Origin of the sequence: Kluyvera sp. CRP, from assembly GCF_019930565.1 — a bacterium.
GTDB lineage: Bacteria > Pseudomonadota > Gammaproteobacteria > Enterobacterales > Enterobacteriaceae > Kluyvera > Kluyvera georgiana_A.
This window is the reverse complement of record NZ_CP082841.1, coordinates 1504050-1521318: the sequence shown is the minus strand read 5'-3', so window position 1 is coordinate 1521318 and position 17269 is coordinate 1504050. Positions and strand designations below refer to the sequence as shown.

Genomic DNA, 17269 nt, shown 5'->3' with positions numbered 1-17269 from the left:
GCTTAAGGAGGGATTATGCTAACAGTCCACGGCGCGTGCTGGCTATGCCAAATGCCGCTGGCGCTGCCTGCGTGGGGCATCTGTTCGCGCTGCGCCAAAACGCTGTTTACGCAAGGGAGCCATTGTCCGCAGTGCGGCCTGCCGGCAGAAAACGCCAGAATCCCCTGCGGCCGCTGCCTGCAAAAACCGCCGCCATGGCAGCGGCTGGTGGCGATTAACGACTATCGTCCTCCGCTCAGTCAGTTAATCCACCGCTTCAAGTTCAGCGGTAACCCAGAGCTGGCATCCACGCTGGCGCGTCTACTGTTGCTGGCCGTTCGTCAACGAACCGACCTACCCGCTCCTGTGCAGCTTATCAGCGTTCCGTTGTGGCAACGCCGTCACTGGCGGCGAGGCTATAATCAAAGCGAGCTGCTCTGTCGTGCGCTGGCACACTGGTTACACGCCGATTATCAGCCCCGGGCTCTCACGCGTATTCGCCCAACGGCGACCCAGCATCAGCTCAGCGCCCGGTTGCGCAAGCACAACCTGAAAAATGCTTTCCAGCTTGAATTATCCGTACGTGGGCGCCATATGGTGATTGTGGATGATGTGGTCACGACGGGGAGTACCGTGGCTGAAATTTCCCGCCTGCTTTTGCGAAACGGCGCGGCGAGCGTTCAGGTATGGTGTCTGTGCCGCACCTTGTAGACCCCCAGCGATGGGCGTATTATAACCAACTAAAGTAGTCAACTATTAGGTCAAAGCTATGATCCGTATTTCCGATACTGCGCAAGCGCACTTTGCCAAACTTCTGCAAAATCAGGAAGAAGGGACACAAATCCGCGTATTTGTGATTAACCCTGGTACGCCTAACGCAGAATGCGGCGTTTCTTACTGCCCGCCGGATGCGGTGGAAGCAAGTGATACAGCCCTGAAATTTGAACAGCTCACCGCCTATGTCGACGAGCTGAGCGCTCCGTATCTGGAAGATGCGGAAATCGATTTTGTCACCGACCAGCTCGGCTCTCAGCTGACGCTGAAAGCACCGAACGCCAAAATGCGCAAAGTGTCCGACGACGCCCCGCTGATGGAGCGCGTGGAGTACATGCTGCAATCACAGGTTAACCCGCAGCTCGCCGGCCACGGTGGTCGCGTGTCGCTGATGGAAATCACCGAAGATGGCTATGCCATTCTGCAATTTGGCGGCGGTTGTAACGGCTGCTCAATGATCGATGTCACCCTGAAAGATGGCATTGAAAAGCAGCTGCTGGCCGAGTTCCCGGACCTGAAAGGCGTACGCGATCTGACCGAACACCAGCGCGGCGAGCACTCTTACTACTAAGATGTTCCGCGATCGTCCCGGGCGAGGCGCTTACGCCGACCCCGGGGATTTTCTCTGCTCTCCGGCTGCACAATCTTTCGCCATAGCGTAATGTTACCGCGCAACATTCCTCGCAAATTTCCGCTCGAAAAACGGCAATAACCCTACCAATTATTTGACTACCGTCGCAGATTTCACATTTCAATGCACAGGGTTATTCTCAACCTCCACATGTTACCCGTATCATCGCAACACACACCACCGCGTTAAATAAATAGCCAGCTATCCTTTGTCTGAGTCATACAACAGACGGTGGCGTGAAGAAGTCAGTACCTATTCCCTCTGTAGGGACAATTGGAAGTTGTCGCAACAACAGTGACGTTACCCATAACAAATTAAAGGCTGGATAAGTTATGCCATTAATCATCGTAGCTATCGGGGTTATCCTCTTATTACTGCTGATGATCCGTTTCAAAATGAACGGGTTTATCGCTCTGGTGCTGGTGGCGTTAGCCGTCGGCTTAATGCAGGGCATGCCGCTGGACAAAGTGATCGTGTCGATTAAAAACGGCGTCGGCGGCACCCTTGGCAGCCTGGCGCTGATTATGGGCTTTGGCGCCATGCTCGGCAAAATGCTGGCCGACTGCGGCGGCGCGCAGCGTATTGCCACCACGCTTATCGACAAATTTGGCCGCAAGTACATTCAGTGGGCGGTCGTACTGACCGGTTTCACCGTCGGCTTCGCGCTGTTCTACGAAGTGGGCTTCGTGCTGCTGCTGCCGCTGGTCTTCACCATTGCCGCCAACGCGCGTATTCCGCTGCTGTACGTCGGCGTGCCGATGGCTGCCGCGCTCTCGGTGACCCATGGCTTCCTGCCTCCGCACCCGGGCCCGACGGCTATCGCCACCATCTTCCACGCAGACATGGGTAAAACCCTGCTGTACGGCACCCTGCTGGCGATTCCGACCGTCATTCTGGCGGGCCCGGTTTACGCACGCTGCCTGAAAAGCATCGACAAGCCGATCCCGGAAGGTCTGCACAACCCGAAAACCTTCACCGATGAAGAGATGCCGTCCTTTGGCGTGAGCGTCTGGACCTCTCTGGTGCCGGTTATCCTGATGGCGATGCGCGCCGTGGCTGAGATGGTGCTGCCGAAAGGCCACGCGCTGCTGCCTGCCGCTGAGTTCTTCGGTGACCCGGTGATGGCAACGCTGATCGCCGTGCTGATCGCTATCTTCACCTTCGGCCTGAACCGTGGCCGCTCAATGGATGACATCAACGATACGCTGATCTCCTCCATTAAAATCATTGCCATGATGCTGCTGATCATCGGCGGCGGCGGCGCCTTCAAGCAGGTGCTGGTCGACTCCGGCGTAGATAAGTACATCGCGTCTATCATGCACGAGTCCAACGTATCTCCGCTGTTTATGGCATGGTCTATCGCTGCCGTTCTGCGTATCGCGCTGGGCTCCGCGACCGTTGCCGCCATCACCGCGGGCGGTATTGCCGCTCCGCTGATTGCCACCACCGGCGTGAGCCCGGAGCTGATGGTTATCGCGGTAGGTTCCGGTTCCGTCATCTTCTCCCACGTGAACGATCCAGGCTTCTGGCTGTTCAAGGAGTACTTCAACCTGACCATCGGTGAGACCATCAAGTCCTGGTCAATGCTGGAAACCATTATCTCGGTTTGCGGTCTGGTCGGTTGTCTGCTGCTGGGGATGGTGGTGTAACACCACGAAATCTCGAAATAAAAACGCCGGGGCTTTCCCCGGCGTTTTTTTATGGCTAGATATGATGGTTACTTCTTCTTGCTCGCCGCTTTCCGGCGCTTATCCAAATCTTTAATCAGCTTGTTCACACTCTCATCGGCAAACATCGCCTCCAGCGTTGTCGTAAGCTTGCGTCGCCAGTTCGGATACTCGGTGCTGGTGCCGGGAATATTGACCGGCGCGGACATCTGCAGCCAGTCTTCCGGCTGTAGGCCCAGCAGCGCGCTGTTGCTGTCCGCGATATAACGCTGCATGCCGCGGCTCAGGGTTGAAGTCATCGACATCAGCGACGCCTTATGCCCTGCACGTTTAGGCAGCGCGCCATATTTATGCAGCGCGTCGAGCAGCCCCTGCTTCGCCAGTTCACGGTCCTGATACAGCCCACGCAATACGTCTGCGTCCGGGTAGAGACCCAACGCATTGCCCAGCGTCAGATCGCCGCTTTCCCAGTAACCGCGCAGCGTCGGCAGGTCATGGGTCGTGGCCACGGCCATTGACTGCTCCGGATAAGCTTTCGGCGCACGGAACGTCTTCTCACTGTCGTTCTCAAAATAGAGCACTTTGTACGAGTAGACGCCGCTCTTACGCAGCTTGCCGACGATTTCCACCGGCACCGTCCCCAGATCTTCGCCAATGACCATGCAGCGATGACGTTTACTTTCCAGCGCCAGAATCGACAGCAGTGCATCCACCGGATACTGCACGTAAGCACCGTGATCGGCAGTTTCGCCGTACGGAATCCACCACAGGCGCAGCACGGACATCACGTGGTCGATACGCAGCGCGCCGCAGTTTTTCATGTTGGCGCGCAGCAGCTCGATAAACGGTTCATAAGCACGCGCGGCGATGATATGCGGATCCATCGGCGGCAGGCCCCAGTTCTGCCCCAGCGGCCCAAGGATATCCGGCGGCGCGCCGACGGAGGCCTTCAGGCAGTAGAGTTCACGGTCACACCAGGTTTCGGCTCCGCCTTCAGCCACACCTACCGCCAGGTCGCGGTAGAGGCCAATCGGCATGGCGTCGCGCTGGCTGGTTTCCCAGCACTCGGCAAACTGGGTGTAGGCCAGCCACTGTAGCCAAAGGTAGAAATCGACTTCGTCGGCATGCTGTTGACAAAATGCGTGCACTTCCGGGCTTTCGATATTCTGATACGCCTTCGGCCAGGCCGGCCAGCCCCAGCGCAGCTTATCTTCTTTCACCTGATGAGCGTGCAGCGCGTCAAACGCCGCCTGCCAGTACAGGCTTTCGCCCTCTTTATCAACAAAGTAACGGAAGGCCGCCATCGGCTCGTCGTGACGTTTGGCAAAGCGTTTCCACGCCATACGCAGGGCCGTCATTTTCAGCTCGGTGACCGCGGTGTAGTCCACCTGCTCGACGTCGCGCGCGGCCTTCAGCTTCTGCTGAGTCGCCGGCAGTTTCCACCACGCCTGCGCCTCGTCGCTCAGTCTGAAGTCTTCCACCGCGTTAACGTCGATATAGATAACGTTCATCCAGCGACGCGACGACGGGCTGTACGGGCTCGCGCTCTCCGGGTTAGCCGGATAAAGCGCATGAATCGGGTTGAGGCCGATAAACGCGCCGCCACGCTTCGCCACTTCCGGCAGCATCGCCTTCAGATCGCCGAAGTCGCCAATACCCCAGTTCTTTTCCGAACGCAGGGTGTAGAGCTGCACGCAGGCGCCCCACAGCTTTTTCGCCTCTTGCAGCGGCTGTGGTTCATAGCAGCGTTCCGGCGCAATAATCACCCGGCAGTGCCAGCGCTGATCGTCCTGAGTCAACGTTAAGGAGTGATACCCCTCCGGCAGACGCGTCGGCAGGCTGAGATTTTTCCCGCCCGTCGCCTTGCCGTGATGCTGCTGGCCCTCTTCGGTGGTGAGGATCCAGCTAAACTCGCCGCTGCCGGAAACCGGCAGCGCCATTTTCTTACCGTACGTCAGAACCATCACGTTCGGTATCGGCGTCGCCGCGACCGAAGCGGTCGCGGGACGATGCATTGCGTCAAGCAAGCGCCGTTTGGTGTCTGCGCCGATAGACTGCGGCTTGCCGTGCGCATTGATATAGTCAGGGCTAATGCCTGCCGCCAGCGCGGCATTATCGAGGCGTTTGCTTTCCATAGGCCAGTCCTTAGCGTTTTGCCTGCCAGATACGTTTTTGGTAATCGCGAATCGAACGATCGGAGCTGAACATGCCGCAGCGCGCGGTGTTCAGAATGGCCGCACGCGTCCAGGCTTCCTGGTCACGATAAAGCACGTCCACCTGCTTCTGCGCTTCCACATAGGCGGCAAAGTCGGCCATCACCAGGTACGGGTCGCCGCCCTCTTTGCCGATGCTGTGCAGCATCTGGTCGAAGGCATGCTTGTCGCCGTCGCTGTACTTGCCGCTTTCCAGCTCTTTCAGCACCGCGTCCAGCAGCTTATCGGCTTTACGCCATTTCAGCGGATCGTAACCTTTGGCTTTGAGTTCTTTCACCTGCTCGACGGTATGGCCGAAGATGAAGATGTTTTCAGAACCGACCTTCTCGGCGATTTCTACGTTCGCACCGTCCAGCGTACCAACGGTCAGCGCGCCGTTCAGCGCCAGCTTCATGTTGCCGGTGCCGGAGGCCTCTTTACCGGCCGTGGAAATCTGCTCAGAAACGTCCGCCGCCGGAATCAGCATCTCTGCCGCCGACACGCAGTAATCCGGCAGGAAGACCACTTTCAGCTTATCGCCCACCTGCGGATCGTTATTGATCGCCTCAGCCACTTTGTTGATCGCAAAGATAATATTCTTCGCCAGGTAGTAGCCCGGCGCCGCTTTCGCCCCGAACAGGAACACGCGCGGTACGCGGTCAGCCTGCGGGTTTTCGCGAATCTCTTTGTACAGCGCCAGAATGTGCAGCAGGTTCAGGTGCTGACGTTTGTATTCGTGCAGACGTTTGATTTGAATATCAAAAATCGCGTTGCTTGAAATCTCAATCCCGGTACGGGCCTTGATGAATTTCACCAGGCGCTCTTTGTTCGCCAGCTTGATGTCACGATACTGCTGACGGAACTTCGCATCGTCGGCGTATTTTTCCAGATTAATCAGCTGGTCGAGATCGTTAGCCCACTCTTTTTTCAGCGATTTATCCAGCAGCGCGGCCAGAGCCGGGTTGCACTGTTTGATCCAGCGACGCGGCGTGATGCCGTTGGTGACGTTGTGGAAACGGGTCGGCCACAGCTGATGGTATTCCGGGAACAGATCCTTCACCACCAGGTCAGAGTGCAGCGCCGCCACGCCGTTAACCGCAAAGCCGCTCACTACGCACATGTTCGCCATGCGCACCTGCTTGTTGTGCACCACGGCCAGCTTCGCCCAGACGGCTTCATCGCCCGGCCAGGTCGCATCAACCAGCTTCTTAAAGCGGTCGTTAATCTCTTTGATGATCTGCATGTGACGCGGCAGCAGCGCTTTCACCAGCTTCTCATCCCAGCACTCCAGCGCTTCTGGCATCAGGGTGTGGTTGGTGTAAGCGAAGGTTTTGCTGGTGATAGCCCAGGCGTCATCCCAGCTCAGTTGGTGCTCGTCAATCAGCACGCGCAGCAGTTCCGGAATGGCGATGGTCGGGTGAGTATCGTTCAACTGGATGACTTCGAAATCGGCCAGTTCGTGCAGCTTACGACCCGCCAGATGGTGGCGACGCAGAATATCGGCCACCGAGCAGGCGCACTGGAAGTACTGCTGCATCAGGCGCAGTTTTTTACCTGCGGTATGGTTGTCGTTCGGGTAGAGCACTTTCGTCAGTTTTTCGGCGTCAATGCCCTGCTGCTCAGCGCGCAGGAAATCGCCGTCGTTGAATTTGGTCAGGTTGAACGGGTGCGCATGTTTCGCCTGCCACAGACGCAGCGGCTGCGCGACGCCGTTACGATAGCCCAGCACCGGCAGATCCCAGGCTTCACCGGTAATCGTGAAGGCAGGCTGCCATTCGCCTTTGACCACTTTACCGCCAATGCCCACCTGCACATCCAGCGCAGCGTTGTGGCGGAACCACGGGTAGCTTCCGCGCTGCCAGTCATCCGGCGCTTCCATCTGCTGGCCATCGGCAAACGACTGGCGGAACAGACCGTACTGGTAGTTCAGACCATAGCCGGTGGCGGACTGGCCAACGGTCGCCATGGAGTCGAGGAAGCACGCCGCCAGACGCCCCAAACCACCGTTGCCCAGCGCCGGGTCAGTCTCTTCTTCCAGCAGGTCAGTCAGGTTGATGTTGTAGGCCTTCAGCGCTTCACTCACCCCTTCATACCAGCCGAGGTTGAGCAGGTTGTTACCGGTCAGGCGGCCAATCAGGAACTCCATGGAGATGTAGTTCACGTGACGCTGATCTTTTGCTGGCTTCGCTACCGGCTGCGCCGACAGCTGTTCAGCCAGCGCGCCGCTCACAGCCTGCCACCACTGATGAGACGTCATTTCGGAAGCGGCCTGCAGGCCAAAACGCTGCCACTGACGCGTCAGGGCAGCCTGGAATGAATCGTGATTAAAAGTAGGCTGTGACATAGTGAAATCGAATCCTTTTTACATAAACGTTAGCGGTAGTTTGCCTGGCTGAATGCGCGACTTCCTCATCCTGTCCAGGATTAGGCGGGGAGGAGTCGCAGGGATGAGCGAAAAGTGTGATCGCCGCCACTATAACGTTAGCGACTGGCGGCAGTTTTGCGCGTTTTTCAGCCGGTTCAGCACGTCCTTTTTTCAGAATTCAGTCTCTGGGATTATGCCCGTGAGATCTTCGCGCCAGCTCATAAAATGAAATACTGTTTCGCAGTAAATATGTAAATAAGGAAACAATCCCCTTGCGAAAATAAGCAACAAATTAATACGTATTGTTTCTACGGAAAATTACGTGAGCTGACATATCTTTAAACGCTCTTTATTCCATAGGTGCTTAAAGTTTATTTTCACTTGTAACCACAATAGGTTATAAAACCCCGCATTTCCGCGCTCTGCGCGCCGTTCTACGTGGATGGTATTAAATTAAAGAATTTGTGACATATCGCAAATTAGCAGACATCAAAACGGGACATAACTTGCAATACATAGGCATTTGACCGACCTTTGTAGGGATTAATTACGAAGCGCAAAAAAAATCTCGTTTTCCAATCCTCACAGTGAAGTGATTAGCTATGTTGATTCCGTCAAAACTAAGTCGACCAGTCCGTCTCGAACACACGGTGATTCGCGATCGGCTGTTGGCGAAACTTTCCGGCGCGAACAATTATCGTCTGGCGCTGATAACCAGTCCGGCTGGCTATGGAAAGACCACGCTCGTATCACAATGGGCGGCAGGAATGAGTGACCTTGGTTGGTATTCGCTGGATGAAGGCGATAACCAACAGGAGCGCTTTGCCAGCTACCTGATCGCGGCTATCCAGCAGGCGACGGGCGGCCATTGCGAGGCCAGCGAAAACATGGTGCAAAAGCGCCAGTACGCGAGCCTCAGCTCCCTTTTCGCACAACTGTTTATTGAACTCAGCGAGTGGCAACGTCCGCTGTATCTGGTGATCGATGATTACCACCTGATTACCAACCCGGTGATCCACGATGCCATGCGTTTCTTCCTGCGCCATCAGCCGGAAAATTTGACGCTGGTCGTGCTATCGCGCAATCTGCCGCAGTTGGGTATCGCCAACCTGCGCGTGCGCGATCAATTGCTGGAGATCGGCAGCCAGCAGCTCTCCTTTACGCATGCGGAAACCAAACAATTCTTCGACTGCCGCTTAGCCGCGCCCATCGAAGCGGCGGAAAGCAGCCGTCTGTGCGACGACGTCGCCGGCTGGGCGACCGCGCTCCAGCTGATCGCGCTCTCCGCGCGTCAGCGTAATAACGCCACCCAGCATTCTGCGCGTCGTCTGGCGGGGATTAACGCCAGCCATCTGTCCGATTACCTGGTGGATGAAGTACTGGATAACGTCGATTCGCAAACACGCAACTTCCTGCTGAAAAGCTCGCTGCTGCGCTCCATGAACGATGCGCTCATCGCTCGCGTGACCGGTGAAGAAAACGGCCAGATGCGCCTTGAAGAGATTGAACGCCAGGGGCTGTTTATTCAGCGCATGGATAACTCCGGTGAGTGGTTCAACTATCACCCGCTGTTCTGTAGCTTCCTGCGTCAACGTTGCCAGTGGGAACTGGCCACTGAGCTGCCGGAAATCCACCGCGCAGCGGCGGAAAGCTGGATGGCGCAAGGCTTCCCAAGCGAAGCTATCCATCACGCGCTGGCGGCTGGCGACCCGAAAATGCTGCGCGATATTCTGCTGAATCACGCCTGGGGTCTGTTCCACCACAGCGAGCTGGCGCTGCTTGAAGAGTCGCTCTCCGCGCTGCCGTGGGAAAGCTTGCTGGAAAACCCGCGTCTGGTGCTGCTCCAGGCCTGGCTGATGCAAAGCCAGCACCGCTACAGTGAAGTGAACACCCTGCTGGCTCGCGCCGAGCAGGAGATGACGTTTGAAATGGATACCTCGCTGCACGGCGATTTCAACGCCCTGCGCGCACAGGTGGCGATCAACGACGGCGATCAGGACGAAGCCGAACGTCTGTCGACCGTGGCGCTGGAAGAGCTGCCGCTGGCTAATTTCTACAGCCGTATTGTTGCCACCTCTGTGCATGGTGAAGTGCTGCACTGCAAGGGGCAACTCAGCCAGTCCATCGCCGTCATGCAGCAAACAGAACAGATGGCGCGCCGCCACGATATCTGGCACTACGCGCTGTGGAGTCTGATTCAACAAAGCGAAATTTTGTTTGCCCAGGGCTTCTTACAAGCCGCCTGGGAGTGTCAGGAAAAAGGTTTCCAGCTGATTCGCGAGCAGCATCTGGAACAGCTGCCGATGCATGAATTCCTGCTGCGCATCCGTGCGCAGCTGCTGTGGGCGTGGGCGCGTCTCGACGAGGCGGAAACTGCTGCCCGCACCGGTATAGAAGTGTTGAGTGGCTTCCAACCGCAGCAGCAGCTCCAGTGCCTGACGTTACAGGTACAATGCTCGCTGGCACGCGGCGACCTGGATAACGCCCGCAACCACCTGAACCGTCTTGAAAATCTGCTCGGCAACGGTGCCTATCACAGCGACTGGGTTTCCAACGCGGATAAGGTTCGCGTCATCTACTGGCAGATGGTCGGCGATAAAAAAGCGGCCGCCAACTGGCTGCGACACACGCCGAAGCCGGAGTTCGCCAACAACCACTTCCTGCAGGGTCAGTGGCGTAACATTGCCCGCGCGCAGATTCTGCTGGGCGAGTTCGACTCCGCGGAAATGGTGCTCGAAGAGCTGAATGAGAATGCCCGTGGGCTGCGCCTGATGAGCGATCTCAACCGCAACCTGCTGCTGCTCAACCAGCTGCACTGGCAAGCGGGTAATAAGAATGAAGCCCAGCGCGTGCTGCTGGAGGCGCTCCAGCTCGCCAACCGCACCGGGTTCATCAGCCACTTTGTGATTGAAGGCGAAGCGATGGCCCAGCAGCTACGCCAGCTGATTCAGCTGAATACGCTGCCAGAGCTGGACCAGCATCGTGCCCAGCGCATTCTGCGTGAAATCAACCAGCACCATCGTCATAAGTTCGCCCACTTCGACGAAAGCTTCGTCGAGCGCCTGCTGAACCACCCGGAAGTGCCGGAGCTCATCCGTACCAGCCCGCTCACCCAGCGCGAGTGGCAGGTGCTGGGGCTTATCTATTCAGGCTATAGCAACGAACAAATTGCCGGTGAACTGGACGTGGCGGCAACCACCATCAAAACCCATATCCGTAATCTTTATCAGAAGCTTGGCGTGGCGCACCGTCAGGATGCGGTGCAGCACGCACAGCAGCTGCTGAAGATGATGGGGTATGGCGTTTAATAAAAAAGGAGAAACGGTTTACGTTTCTCCTTTCCGACCACTGCCTGATAGCGCGAAGCTTATCAGGCCTTAGCACAGCTCCAGCTGCACCTCATTTTCGGCAATCACCTGCATCACGCCCGGCGGCGGTAGCACGTCGGTGTATACCGCATCCACCATGCTGATACTGCCCATATTGACCATCGCGTTACGACCAAATTTCGAATGGTCGACAACCAGAATGACGTGGCGGGAATTATCAATAATCGCACGCTTGGTGCGCACCTCGTGATAGTCAAACTCCAGCAGCGAACCGTCGCTGTCGATGCCGCTGATGCCGAGAATGCCGAAGTCGAGGCGGAACTGGGAGATGAAGTCCAGCGTCGCCTCGCCGATGATACCGCCATCGCGGCTTCGCAGCTCACCGCCTGCCAGAATAATGCGAAAATCTTCTTTCACCATCAACGTGTTAGCCACGTTAAGGTTGTTGGTCACGATGCGCAGGTCACTGTGATTAAGCAGCGCGTGGGCCACCGCTTCCGGGGTCGTACCGATGTCGATAAACAGCGCCGAGCCGTTCGGGATCTGGCTTGCCACCTTCTGTGCGATACGCTCTTTCTCAGCCGTTTGCGTCGCTTTTCTATCGTGCCATGAGGCGTTGACCGAGCTCGACGGCAACGCCGCGCCGCCGTGATGGCGCAAGATTTTTTTCTGTTCCGCAAGGTCATTCAAATCGCGACGAATGGTCTGGGGGCTGACGGAAAAGTGCTCCACCAGCTCTTCCGTACTGACATAGCCCTGGAGTTTGACCAGTTCGATTATCGCGTCATGACGTTGTGTTTGTTTCATGATGAATCCCTGGAAAATTATGCTCGCTTTCGCACATTAAGCGTATCGACGAAGGCCATAGCCAGACCAATCACCAGCCCGGTGACGTGCGCGCCGTTCGCAATCGACATCCCAAAAACGTTGAACCACCCGGCAACCAGCCAGACCAATGAGAACATAATCAGCCCGCGCGGCAGGAAAATGCCGCTCTGCGGGTCGCGCTCACCGCGCAGCCAGGCGTAGCCCATCAAGGCATAGACCACACCGGAAAGTCCGCCAAACCACGGACCGCTAAACTGATGCTGAATAAAGCCGCTCAGCAGCGCGCTGATAACGGTAATCACCACCAGTTTGCCGCTGCCAATGCGCTTCTCTATCGCGCCGCCAAGGTACCACCACCATAGCAGGTTAAAGAGGATATGAACGAACGAGAAATGCATGAATGCGTGGGTAAAATAGCGCCAGACTTCAAATTTCAGCGAATCGTCGTACGGCCAGGCGAGCCAAATCATGACCGGCTGATCGCCGATGACGCTCATCAGAATAAAGACCAGAATGCAGACCGCCATGATGCTCATCGTCACCGGGCCAGCACCGGCTTTCAGCGTGGCAAGGAAAGGAAAACGACGATAGTGCAGGCCGCTGTTGGTCTGCCCGGACTGCCAGCTCGCCGCCAGGTAGCGCGGATCGGCCGGGTTCTCAAGAAAGCGCTCCAGCTCGTCGCGCACGCGGGCCTCCTGCGCTTCATCAGAAAGCCAGACATCGCTGCGCGTATGCTGCTGGATAGTCAGAATAACCCCCTGCGTCGCCATATAGTCAACAAAGGCCTGGGCCACGCGCGGGTTGGTAAAAGAGGTGATCATCAACATTCAGCAGGTCGCTTCTATTCCACACAAAAGGGGACAGTATATACCCAAACTCTGACAGATACGTTGCAAAGGCGCGCAATGACCGCCTGACAGCAGGCGGTATCAGGAATGGGCGAACGCAGCCGTCTTAGAAAGCCGCGTGCTCCACCTCAGCGGGGAAGTGACGGTGCCAGGCATCAAAGCCGCCGTCGACGCTGTAGACCTGGTCATAACCCTGCTGCAACAGGTACTGCGCAGCACCTTTGCTGCTGTTGCCGTGATAGCACATCACCATCACCGGCGTTTCAAAATCGTTATCACGCATAAACGCGCCCAGCGTGTCGTTAGTCAGATGAAACGCGCCTGGGGTATGGCCCATCGCAAAGCTCTGCGGGTCGCGAATATCCACCAGCACAGCGGTGCTTTGCTGCAGCTTTTGGTGCGCCTGTTCTACGTTAATACATTCAAACTGTTCCATGGTGCTCTCTTATCTTTATGGCAGGTATTGTCTTGCTGGCGATATTTTACCGCCAAGTGTACGTCCTCAGGCCACGTAAACGCCAATATGTTATGTACATCACTCTAAAATGTTTTTTCAATGTTACCAAAAGCGCGTTTACTTGCTATTATGAGCGATATCGAACATTAATGAGCTATAACGAAAGTCCCTGAGGTAGCAATAATGGAAACCAAAGATCTGATTGTGATAGGTGGCGGTATCAACGGTGCGGGCATTGCGGCTGACGCAGCGGGGCGCGGATTATCCGTGCTGATGCTGGAAGCCAGAGATCTGGCCTGCGCCACGTCGAGCGCCAGCTCGAAACTGATCCATGGCGGCCTGCGCTACCTTGAACACTACGAATTCCGTCTGGTCAGCGAAGCGCTGGCCGAGCGTGAAGTACTGCTGAAAATGGCCCCGCACATCGCCATTCCGATGCGTTTTCGTCTGCCGCACCGCCCGCATCTGCGCCCGGCATGGATGATCCGTACCGGTCTGTTTATGTACGATCACCTGGGTAAGCGCACCAGCCTGCCCGCTTCTACCGGTTTGCGTTTTGGCGCAGAATCGGTCCTGAAGCCGGAAATCGTGCGCGGTTTCGAATATTCCGACTGCTGGGTCGATGATGCTCGTCTGGTACTGGCTAACGCGCAAATGGTGGTAAAAAAAGGCGGTGAAGTCCGAACCCGTACTCGCGCAATCTCAGCGAAACGCGAAAACGGCCTGTGGGTGGTGGAAGCGGAAGATATCGACAGCGGCGAAAAATTCCGCTGGCAGGCGCGCGGCCTGGTGAATGCCACCGGTCCGTGGGTCAAACAGTTCTTTGACGACGGGATGCATCTGCCTTCGCCATACGGCATCCGCCTGATCAAGGGCAGTCATATTGTGGTGCCCCGCGTGCACAACCAGAAGCAAGCCTACATTCTGCAAAACGAAGATAAGCGCATCGTGTTTGTGATCCCGTGGATGGACGAATTCTCAATTATTGGCACTACCGACGTGGAGTACCACGGCGATCCGAAAAACGTCGAAATCGACGAAAGCGAGATTAGCTATCTGCTGAAAGTCTACAACGGGCACTTTAAGAAACAGCTCGCTCGTGAAGATATCGTCTGGACCTACTCCGGCGTGCGCCCGCTGTGTGACGACGAGTCGGATTCTCCGCAGGCGATCACCCGCGACTATACGCTGGATATCCATGACGACCACGGCAAAGCGCCGCTGCTGTCGGTGTTTGGCGGCAAGCTCACCACCTACCGCAAGCTGGCAGAACACGCGCTCGAGAAACTGGCCCCATACTATCAGGGCATTGGCCCGGCCTGGACCAAAGGCGCGGTGCTGCCGGGCGGTGAGATTGGCAGCGATCGTGACGACTACGCGGCGAAGCTGCGCCGCCGTTATCCGTTCATCAGCGAGTCACTGGCCCGCCATTTCGCCCGCACCTACGGCAGCAACAGCGAGCTGATTATTGGCGATGCGAAGGATATTGCCGGGCTGGGTGAAGATTTCGGCCATGAGTTTTACGAAGCGGAGCTGCGTTACCTGGTCGAACACGAGTGGGTGCGTCGCCTCGACGATGCTATCTGGCGCCGGACTAAGCAGGGAATGTGGCTGAACGCCGAACAGCAGTCACGGATTAGCGCATGGCTGGTAAAAACGCTGGGAAAGCCTGAATTGTCGCTGGCGTCGTAAGCAAGCAGGGAAAAAGAAACGGGGCCAATTGGCCCCGTTTGACGTTTACAGCCTCACCGGTTCGATATACCAGATATGCTCGGCATACTCTTTGATCGTGCGGTCAGAGGAGAAGTAGCCCATGTTGGCGATGTTGTGCATCGCTTTGGTGGTCCACTGCTCCGGCTCCTGATACAGCTCATCGACCCTGTCCTGACAGTCCACATAGCTGCGGAAGTCGGCCAGCACCTGATAGTGGTCGCCGAAGTTAATCAGCGAATCCACCAGGTCGCGGTAGCGGCCCGGCTCGCTCGGGCTGAACACGCCGGTGGCGATTTGCGTCAGCACCTGGCGTAGCTCTTCATCCTGCTCGTAGAAGTCACGCGGACTGTAGCCTTTGCGGCGCAGCGCCTCCACCTCTTCAGCCGTGTTGCCAAAGATAAAGAAGTTATCCGCCCCAACGTGCTCCTGCATCTCCACGTTAGCGCCGTCCAGCGTACCGATGGTTAACGCACCGTTGAGCGCAAACTTCATGTTACTGGTGCCGGAGGCTTCCGTCCCCGCCAGCGAAATCTGCTCGGAAAGATCGGCCGCCGGAATGATCATCTGCGCCAGGCTCACGCTGTAGTTCGGGATAAACACCACCTTGAGCTTATCGCCAATCTGCGGATCGTTGTTGATCACGTCCGCCACGTCGTTGATCAGGTGAATGATGTGCTTCGCCATGTAGTAGGCCGACGCCGCTTTACCGGCGAAGATATTCACCCGCGGTACCCACTTCGCATCCGGCTCGGCCTTGATGCGGTTGTAGCGAGCGATCACGTGCAGCACGTTCATCAGCTGACGCTTATATTCGTGGATGCGCTTGATCTGCACGTCAAACAGCGCGTGGGGATTCACCACCACGTTCAGGTTCTGGGCAATAAACGCCGCGAGGCGCTTTTTGTTCTCCAGCTTGGCGTGCTGCACCGCCTGATTCACCTTCGGATAATCGATGTGCTGTTCCAGCTCGCTCAACTGACTGAGATCCGAACGCCAGGTCTGGCCGATATTTTCGTCCAACACACCGGAGAGCGCCGGGTTCGCCAGCGCCAGCCAGCGGCGCGGGGTCACGCCGTTAGTGACGTTGGTAAAGCGGGTCGGGAAGATAGCGGCGAAGTCGGCGAACAGCGACTGCACCATCAGGTTCGAGTGCAGTTCAGAAACGCCGTTGACCTTCTTACTCACTACCACCGCCAGCCACGCCATGCGTACGCGGCGGCCGTTGGACTCGTCGATGATCGACGTGCGGCTCAGCAGTGCGGTATCGTTCGGGTACTGCTCCTGCAGCGTCTTCAGGAAGTAGTCGTTAATCTCGAAGATAATCTGCAAATGACGCGGCAGAATTTTGCCGAGCATGTCCACCGGCCAGGTTTCCAGCGCTTCGCTCATCAGCGTGTGGTTGGTGTACGAGAAGACCTGACAGGTGACGTTAAACGCGTCGTCCCAGCTGAACTTGTGCTCGTCAATCAGCAGGCGCATCAGCTCAGGAATCGACAGCACCGGATGAGTGTCGTTGAGGTGGATGGCAATTTTATCCGCCAGGTTGTCATAGGTTTTATGCAACATGTAGTGGCGATTTAAAATGTCCTGCACCGTGGCGGAGACCAGGAAGTACTCCTGACGCAGGCGCAGCTCGCGCCCGGAATAGGTGGAATCATCCGGGTAGAGCACGCGGGATACGTTCTCCGAGTGGTTTTTATCCTCCACCGCGGCGAAGTAATCGCCCTGGTTAAATTTACCCAGGTTGATTTCGCTACTGGCCTGGGCGTTCCACAGACGCAGCGTGTTGGTCGCGTCGGTGTCGTAGCCGGGGATAATTTGATCGTAGGCGACCGCCAGGATCTCTTCGGTCTCCAGCCAGCGGCTGGTTTTGCCTTCCATCTGCACGCGGCCACCGAAACGCACTCTGTAGCGGGTGTTATGGCGCGGGAACTCCCACGGGTTACCGTACTCCAGCCAGTAATCCGGCGACTCTTTCTGACGACCGTCGACGATGTTCTGCTTAAACATGCCGTAATCATAGCGAATACCGTAGCCGCGCCCCGGCAGCGCCAGCGTCGCCAGCGAGTCAAGGAAGCAGGCCGCCAGACGGCCCAGACCGCCGTTGCCAAGGCCCGGGTCGTTCTCTTCGTCGATCAGCTCTTCGAGGTCTAACCCCATACCTTCCAGCGCGTTTTTCACGTCGTCATACAGGCCTAACGACAACAGCGCATTGGAAAGCGTGCGGCCAATCAAAAACTCCATCGACAGGTAGTAGACCTGTCGCGTTTCCTGGGAAAGCTGAGCGCGGTTCGAGCGCAACCAGCGTTCAACCAGACGATCGCGAACGGCAAACAGGGTGGCGTTCAGCCATTCGTGTTTGTTGGCGATAGCCGGATCTTTCCCGATGATGAACATCAGCTTATAGGCAATAGAGTGCTTCAGTGCCTCAACGCTGAGGGTCGGTGATGCATACGTAAAGGGTGCATTCATAACTCAGATCCCCG

The 17269-nt window shown here is 56.8% G+C and carries 11 protein-coding genes; 5 read left to right on the top strand and 6 right to left on the bottom strand.

All coding sequences use genetic code 11. From position 1 onward, the window contains the following. Positions 1-15: 15 nt before the first annotated feature. The 3 genes from gntX to gntT all read left to right on the top strand — a co-directional run bounded on the left by gntX (position 16) and on the right by gntT (position 3033). Positions 16-690: a DNA utilization protein GntX gene (gene gntX / locus K7B04_RS07025; RefSeq protein ID WP_223803750.1), complete on the top strand. Its 675-nt coding sequence runs from the start codon at positions 16-18 to the stop codon at positions 688-690. A gap of 58 nt (positions 691-748) precedes the next feature. Beyond that, positions 749-1324, top strand: coding sequence for a Fe-S biogenesis protein NfuA (nfuA, locus tag K7B04_RS07020; protein ID WP_064541454.1), 576 nt, complete (start codon positions 749-751; stop codon positions 1322-1324). A 392-nt stretch (positions 1325-1716) separates the two neighbouring features. Then, the gene (gntT, locus tag K7B04_RS07015; protein ID WP_163446728.1) at positions 1717-3033 is read left to right on the top strand and encodes a gluconate transporter; all 1317 of its coding nucleotides are present in this window, start codon (positions 1717-1719) and stop codon (positions 3031-3033) included. A gap of 68 nt (positions 3034-3101) precedes the next feature. Here the strand turns inward: gntT and malQ are convergent, their stop codons facing one another. Together malQ and malP are read right to left on the bottom strand one after the other, a co-directional pair. Further along, complete coding sequence (malQ, locus tag K7B04_RS07010) at positions 3102-5186, bottom strand: 4-alpha-glucanotransferase (RefSeq protein WP_167574901.1); 2085 nt, start codon at positions 5184-5186, stop codon at positions 3102-3104. A 10-nt stretch (positions 5187-5196) separates the two neighbouring features. After that, the gene (malP, locus tag K7B04_RS07005; RefSeq protein ID WP_223803749.1) at positions 5197-7587 is read right to left on the bottom strand and encodes a maltodextrin phosphorylase; all 2391 of its coding nucleotides are present in this window, start codon (positions 7585-7587) and stop codon (positions 5197-5199) included. Positions 7588-8210: 623 nt separating this feature from the next. Between malP and malT the strand changes: the two genes are divergently transcribed. Beyond that, positions 8211-10916, top strand: coding sequence for an HTH-type transcriptional regulator MalT (gene malT, locus K7B04_RS07000; RefSeq protein WP_163446734.1), 2706 nt, complete (start codon positions 8211-8213; stop codon positions 10914-10916). A gap of 69 nt (positions 10917-10985) precedes the next feature. Here malT and K7B04_RS06995 read toward each other — a convergent pair whose 3' ends face one another. The 3 genes from K7B04_RS06995 to glpE form a co-directional block, all read right to left on the bottom strand. Beyond that, complete coding sequence (locus K7B04_RS06995) at positions 10986-11744, bottom strand: DeoR/GlpR family transcriptional regulator (RefSeq protein ID WP_064541438.1); 759 nt, start codon at positions 11742-11744, stop codon at positions 10986-10988. 17 nt (positions 11745-11761) lie between these two features. After that, a complete protein-coding gene (gene glpG, locus K7B04_RS06990) occupies positions 11762-12592 on the bottom strand; it encodes a rhomboid family intramembrane serine protease GlpG (RefSeq protein ID WP_223803748.1) in 831 nt (276 codons plus the stop codon). Positions 12593-12719: 127 nt separating this feature from the next. Then, positions 12720-13049, bottom strand: a complete 330-nt coding sequence (gene glpE, locus K7B04_RS06985) for a thiosulfate sulfurtransferase GlpE (RefSeq protein ID WP_064541432.1) — start codon at positions 13047-13049, stop codon at positions 12720-12722. A gap of 204 nt (positions 13050-13253) precedes the next feature. Here glpE and glpD point away from each other — a divergent pair, with 204 nt between their 5' ends. Next, positions 13254-14762, top strand: coding sequence for a glycerol-3-phosphate dehydrogenase (glpD, locus tag K7B04_RS06980; RefSeq protein WP_163446738.1), 1509 nt, complete (start codon positions 13254-13256; stop codon positions 14760-14762). A gap of 45 nt (positions 14763-14807) precedes the next feature. On the opposite strand, the gene glgP is transcribed toward glpD, so the two are convergent. Then, complete coding sequence (glgP, locus tag K7B04_RS06975; RefSeq protein WP_223803747.1) at positions 14808-17255, bottom strand: glycogen phosphorylase; 2448 nt, start codon at positions 17253-17255, stop codon at positions 14808-14810. Between the last annotated feature and the right edge of the window lie 14 nt (positions 17256-17269).

Bases quoted from the DNA above. Each gene is read 5' to 3' on its own strand.
- malP (WP_223803749.1), bottom strand. From the start codon at position 7,587: ATGTCACAGCCTACTTTTAATCACGATTCATTCCAGGCTGCCCTGACG.
- gntX (WP_223803750.1), top strand. From the start codon at position 16: ATGCTAACAGTCCACGGCGCGTGCTGGCTATGCCAAATGCCGCTGGCG.
- K7B04_RS06995 (WP_064541438.1), bottom strand. From the start codon at position 11,744: ATGAAACAAACACAACGTCATGACGCGATAATCGAACTGGTCAAACTC.
- glgP (WP_223803747.1), bottom strand. From the start codon at position 17,255: ATGAATGCACCCTTTACGTATGCATCACCGACCCTCAGCGTTGAGGCA.
- glpD (WP_163446738.1), top strand. From the start codon at position 13,254: ATGGAAACCAAAGATCTGATTGTGATAGGTGGCGGTATCAACGGTGCG.
- malT (WP_163446734.1), top strand. From the start codon at position 8,211: ATGTTGATTCCGTCAAAACTAAGTCGACCAGTCCGTCTCGAACACACG.
- gntT (WP_163446728.1), top strand. From the start codon at position 1,717: ATGCCATTAATCATCGTAGCTATCGGGGTTATCCTCTTATTACTGCTG.
- malQ (WP_167574901.1), bottom strand. From the start codon at position 5,186: ATGGAAAGCAAACGCCTCGATAATGCCGCGCTGGCGGCAGGCATTAGC.
- nfuA (WP_064541454.1), top strand. From the start codon at position 749: ATGATCCGTATTTCCGATACTGCGCAAGCGCACTTTGCCAAACTTCTG.
- glpG (WP_223803748.1), bottom strand. From the start codon at position 12,592: ATGTTGATGATCACCTCTTTTACCAACCCGCGCGTGGCCCAGGCCTTT.
- glpE (WP_064541432.1), bottom strand. From the start codon at position 13,049: ATGGAACAGTTTGAATGTATTAACGTAGAACAGGCGCACCAAAAGCTG.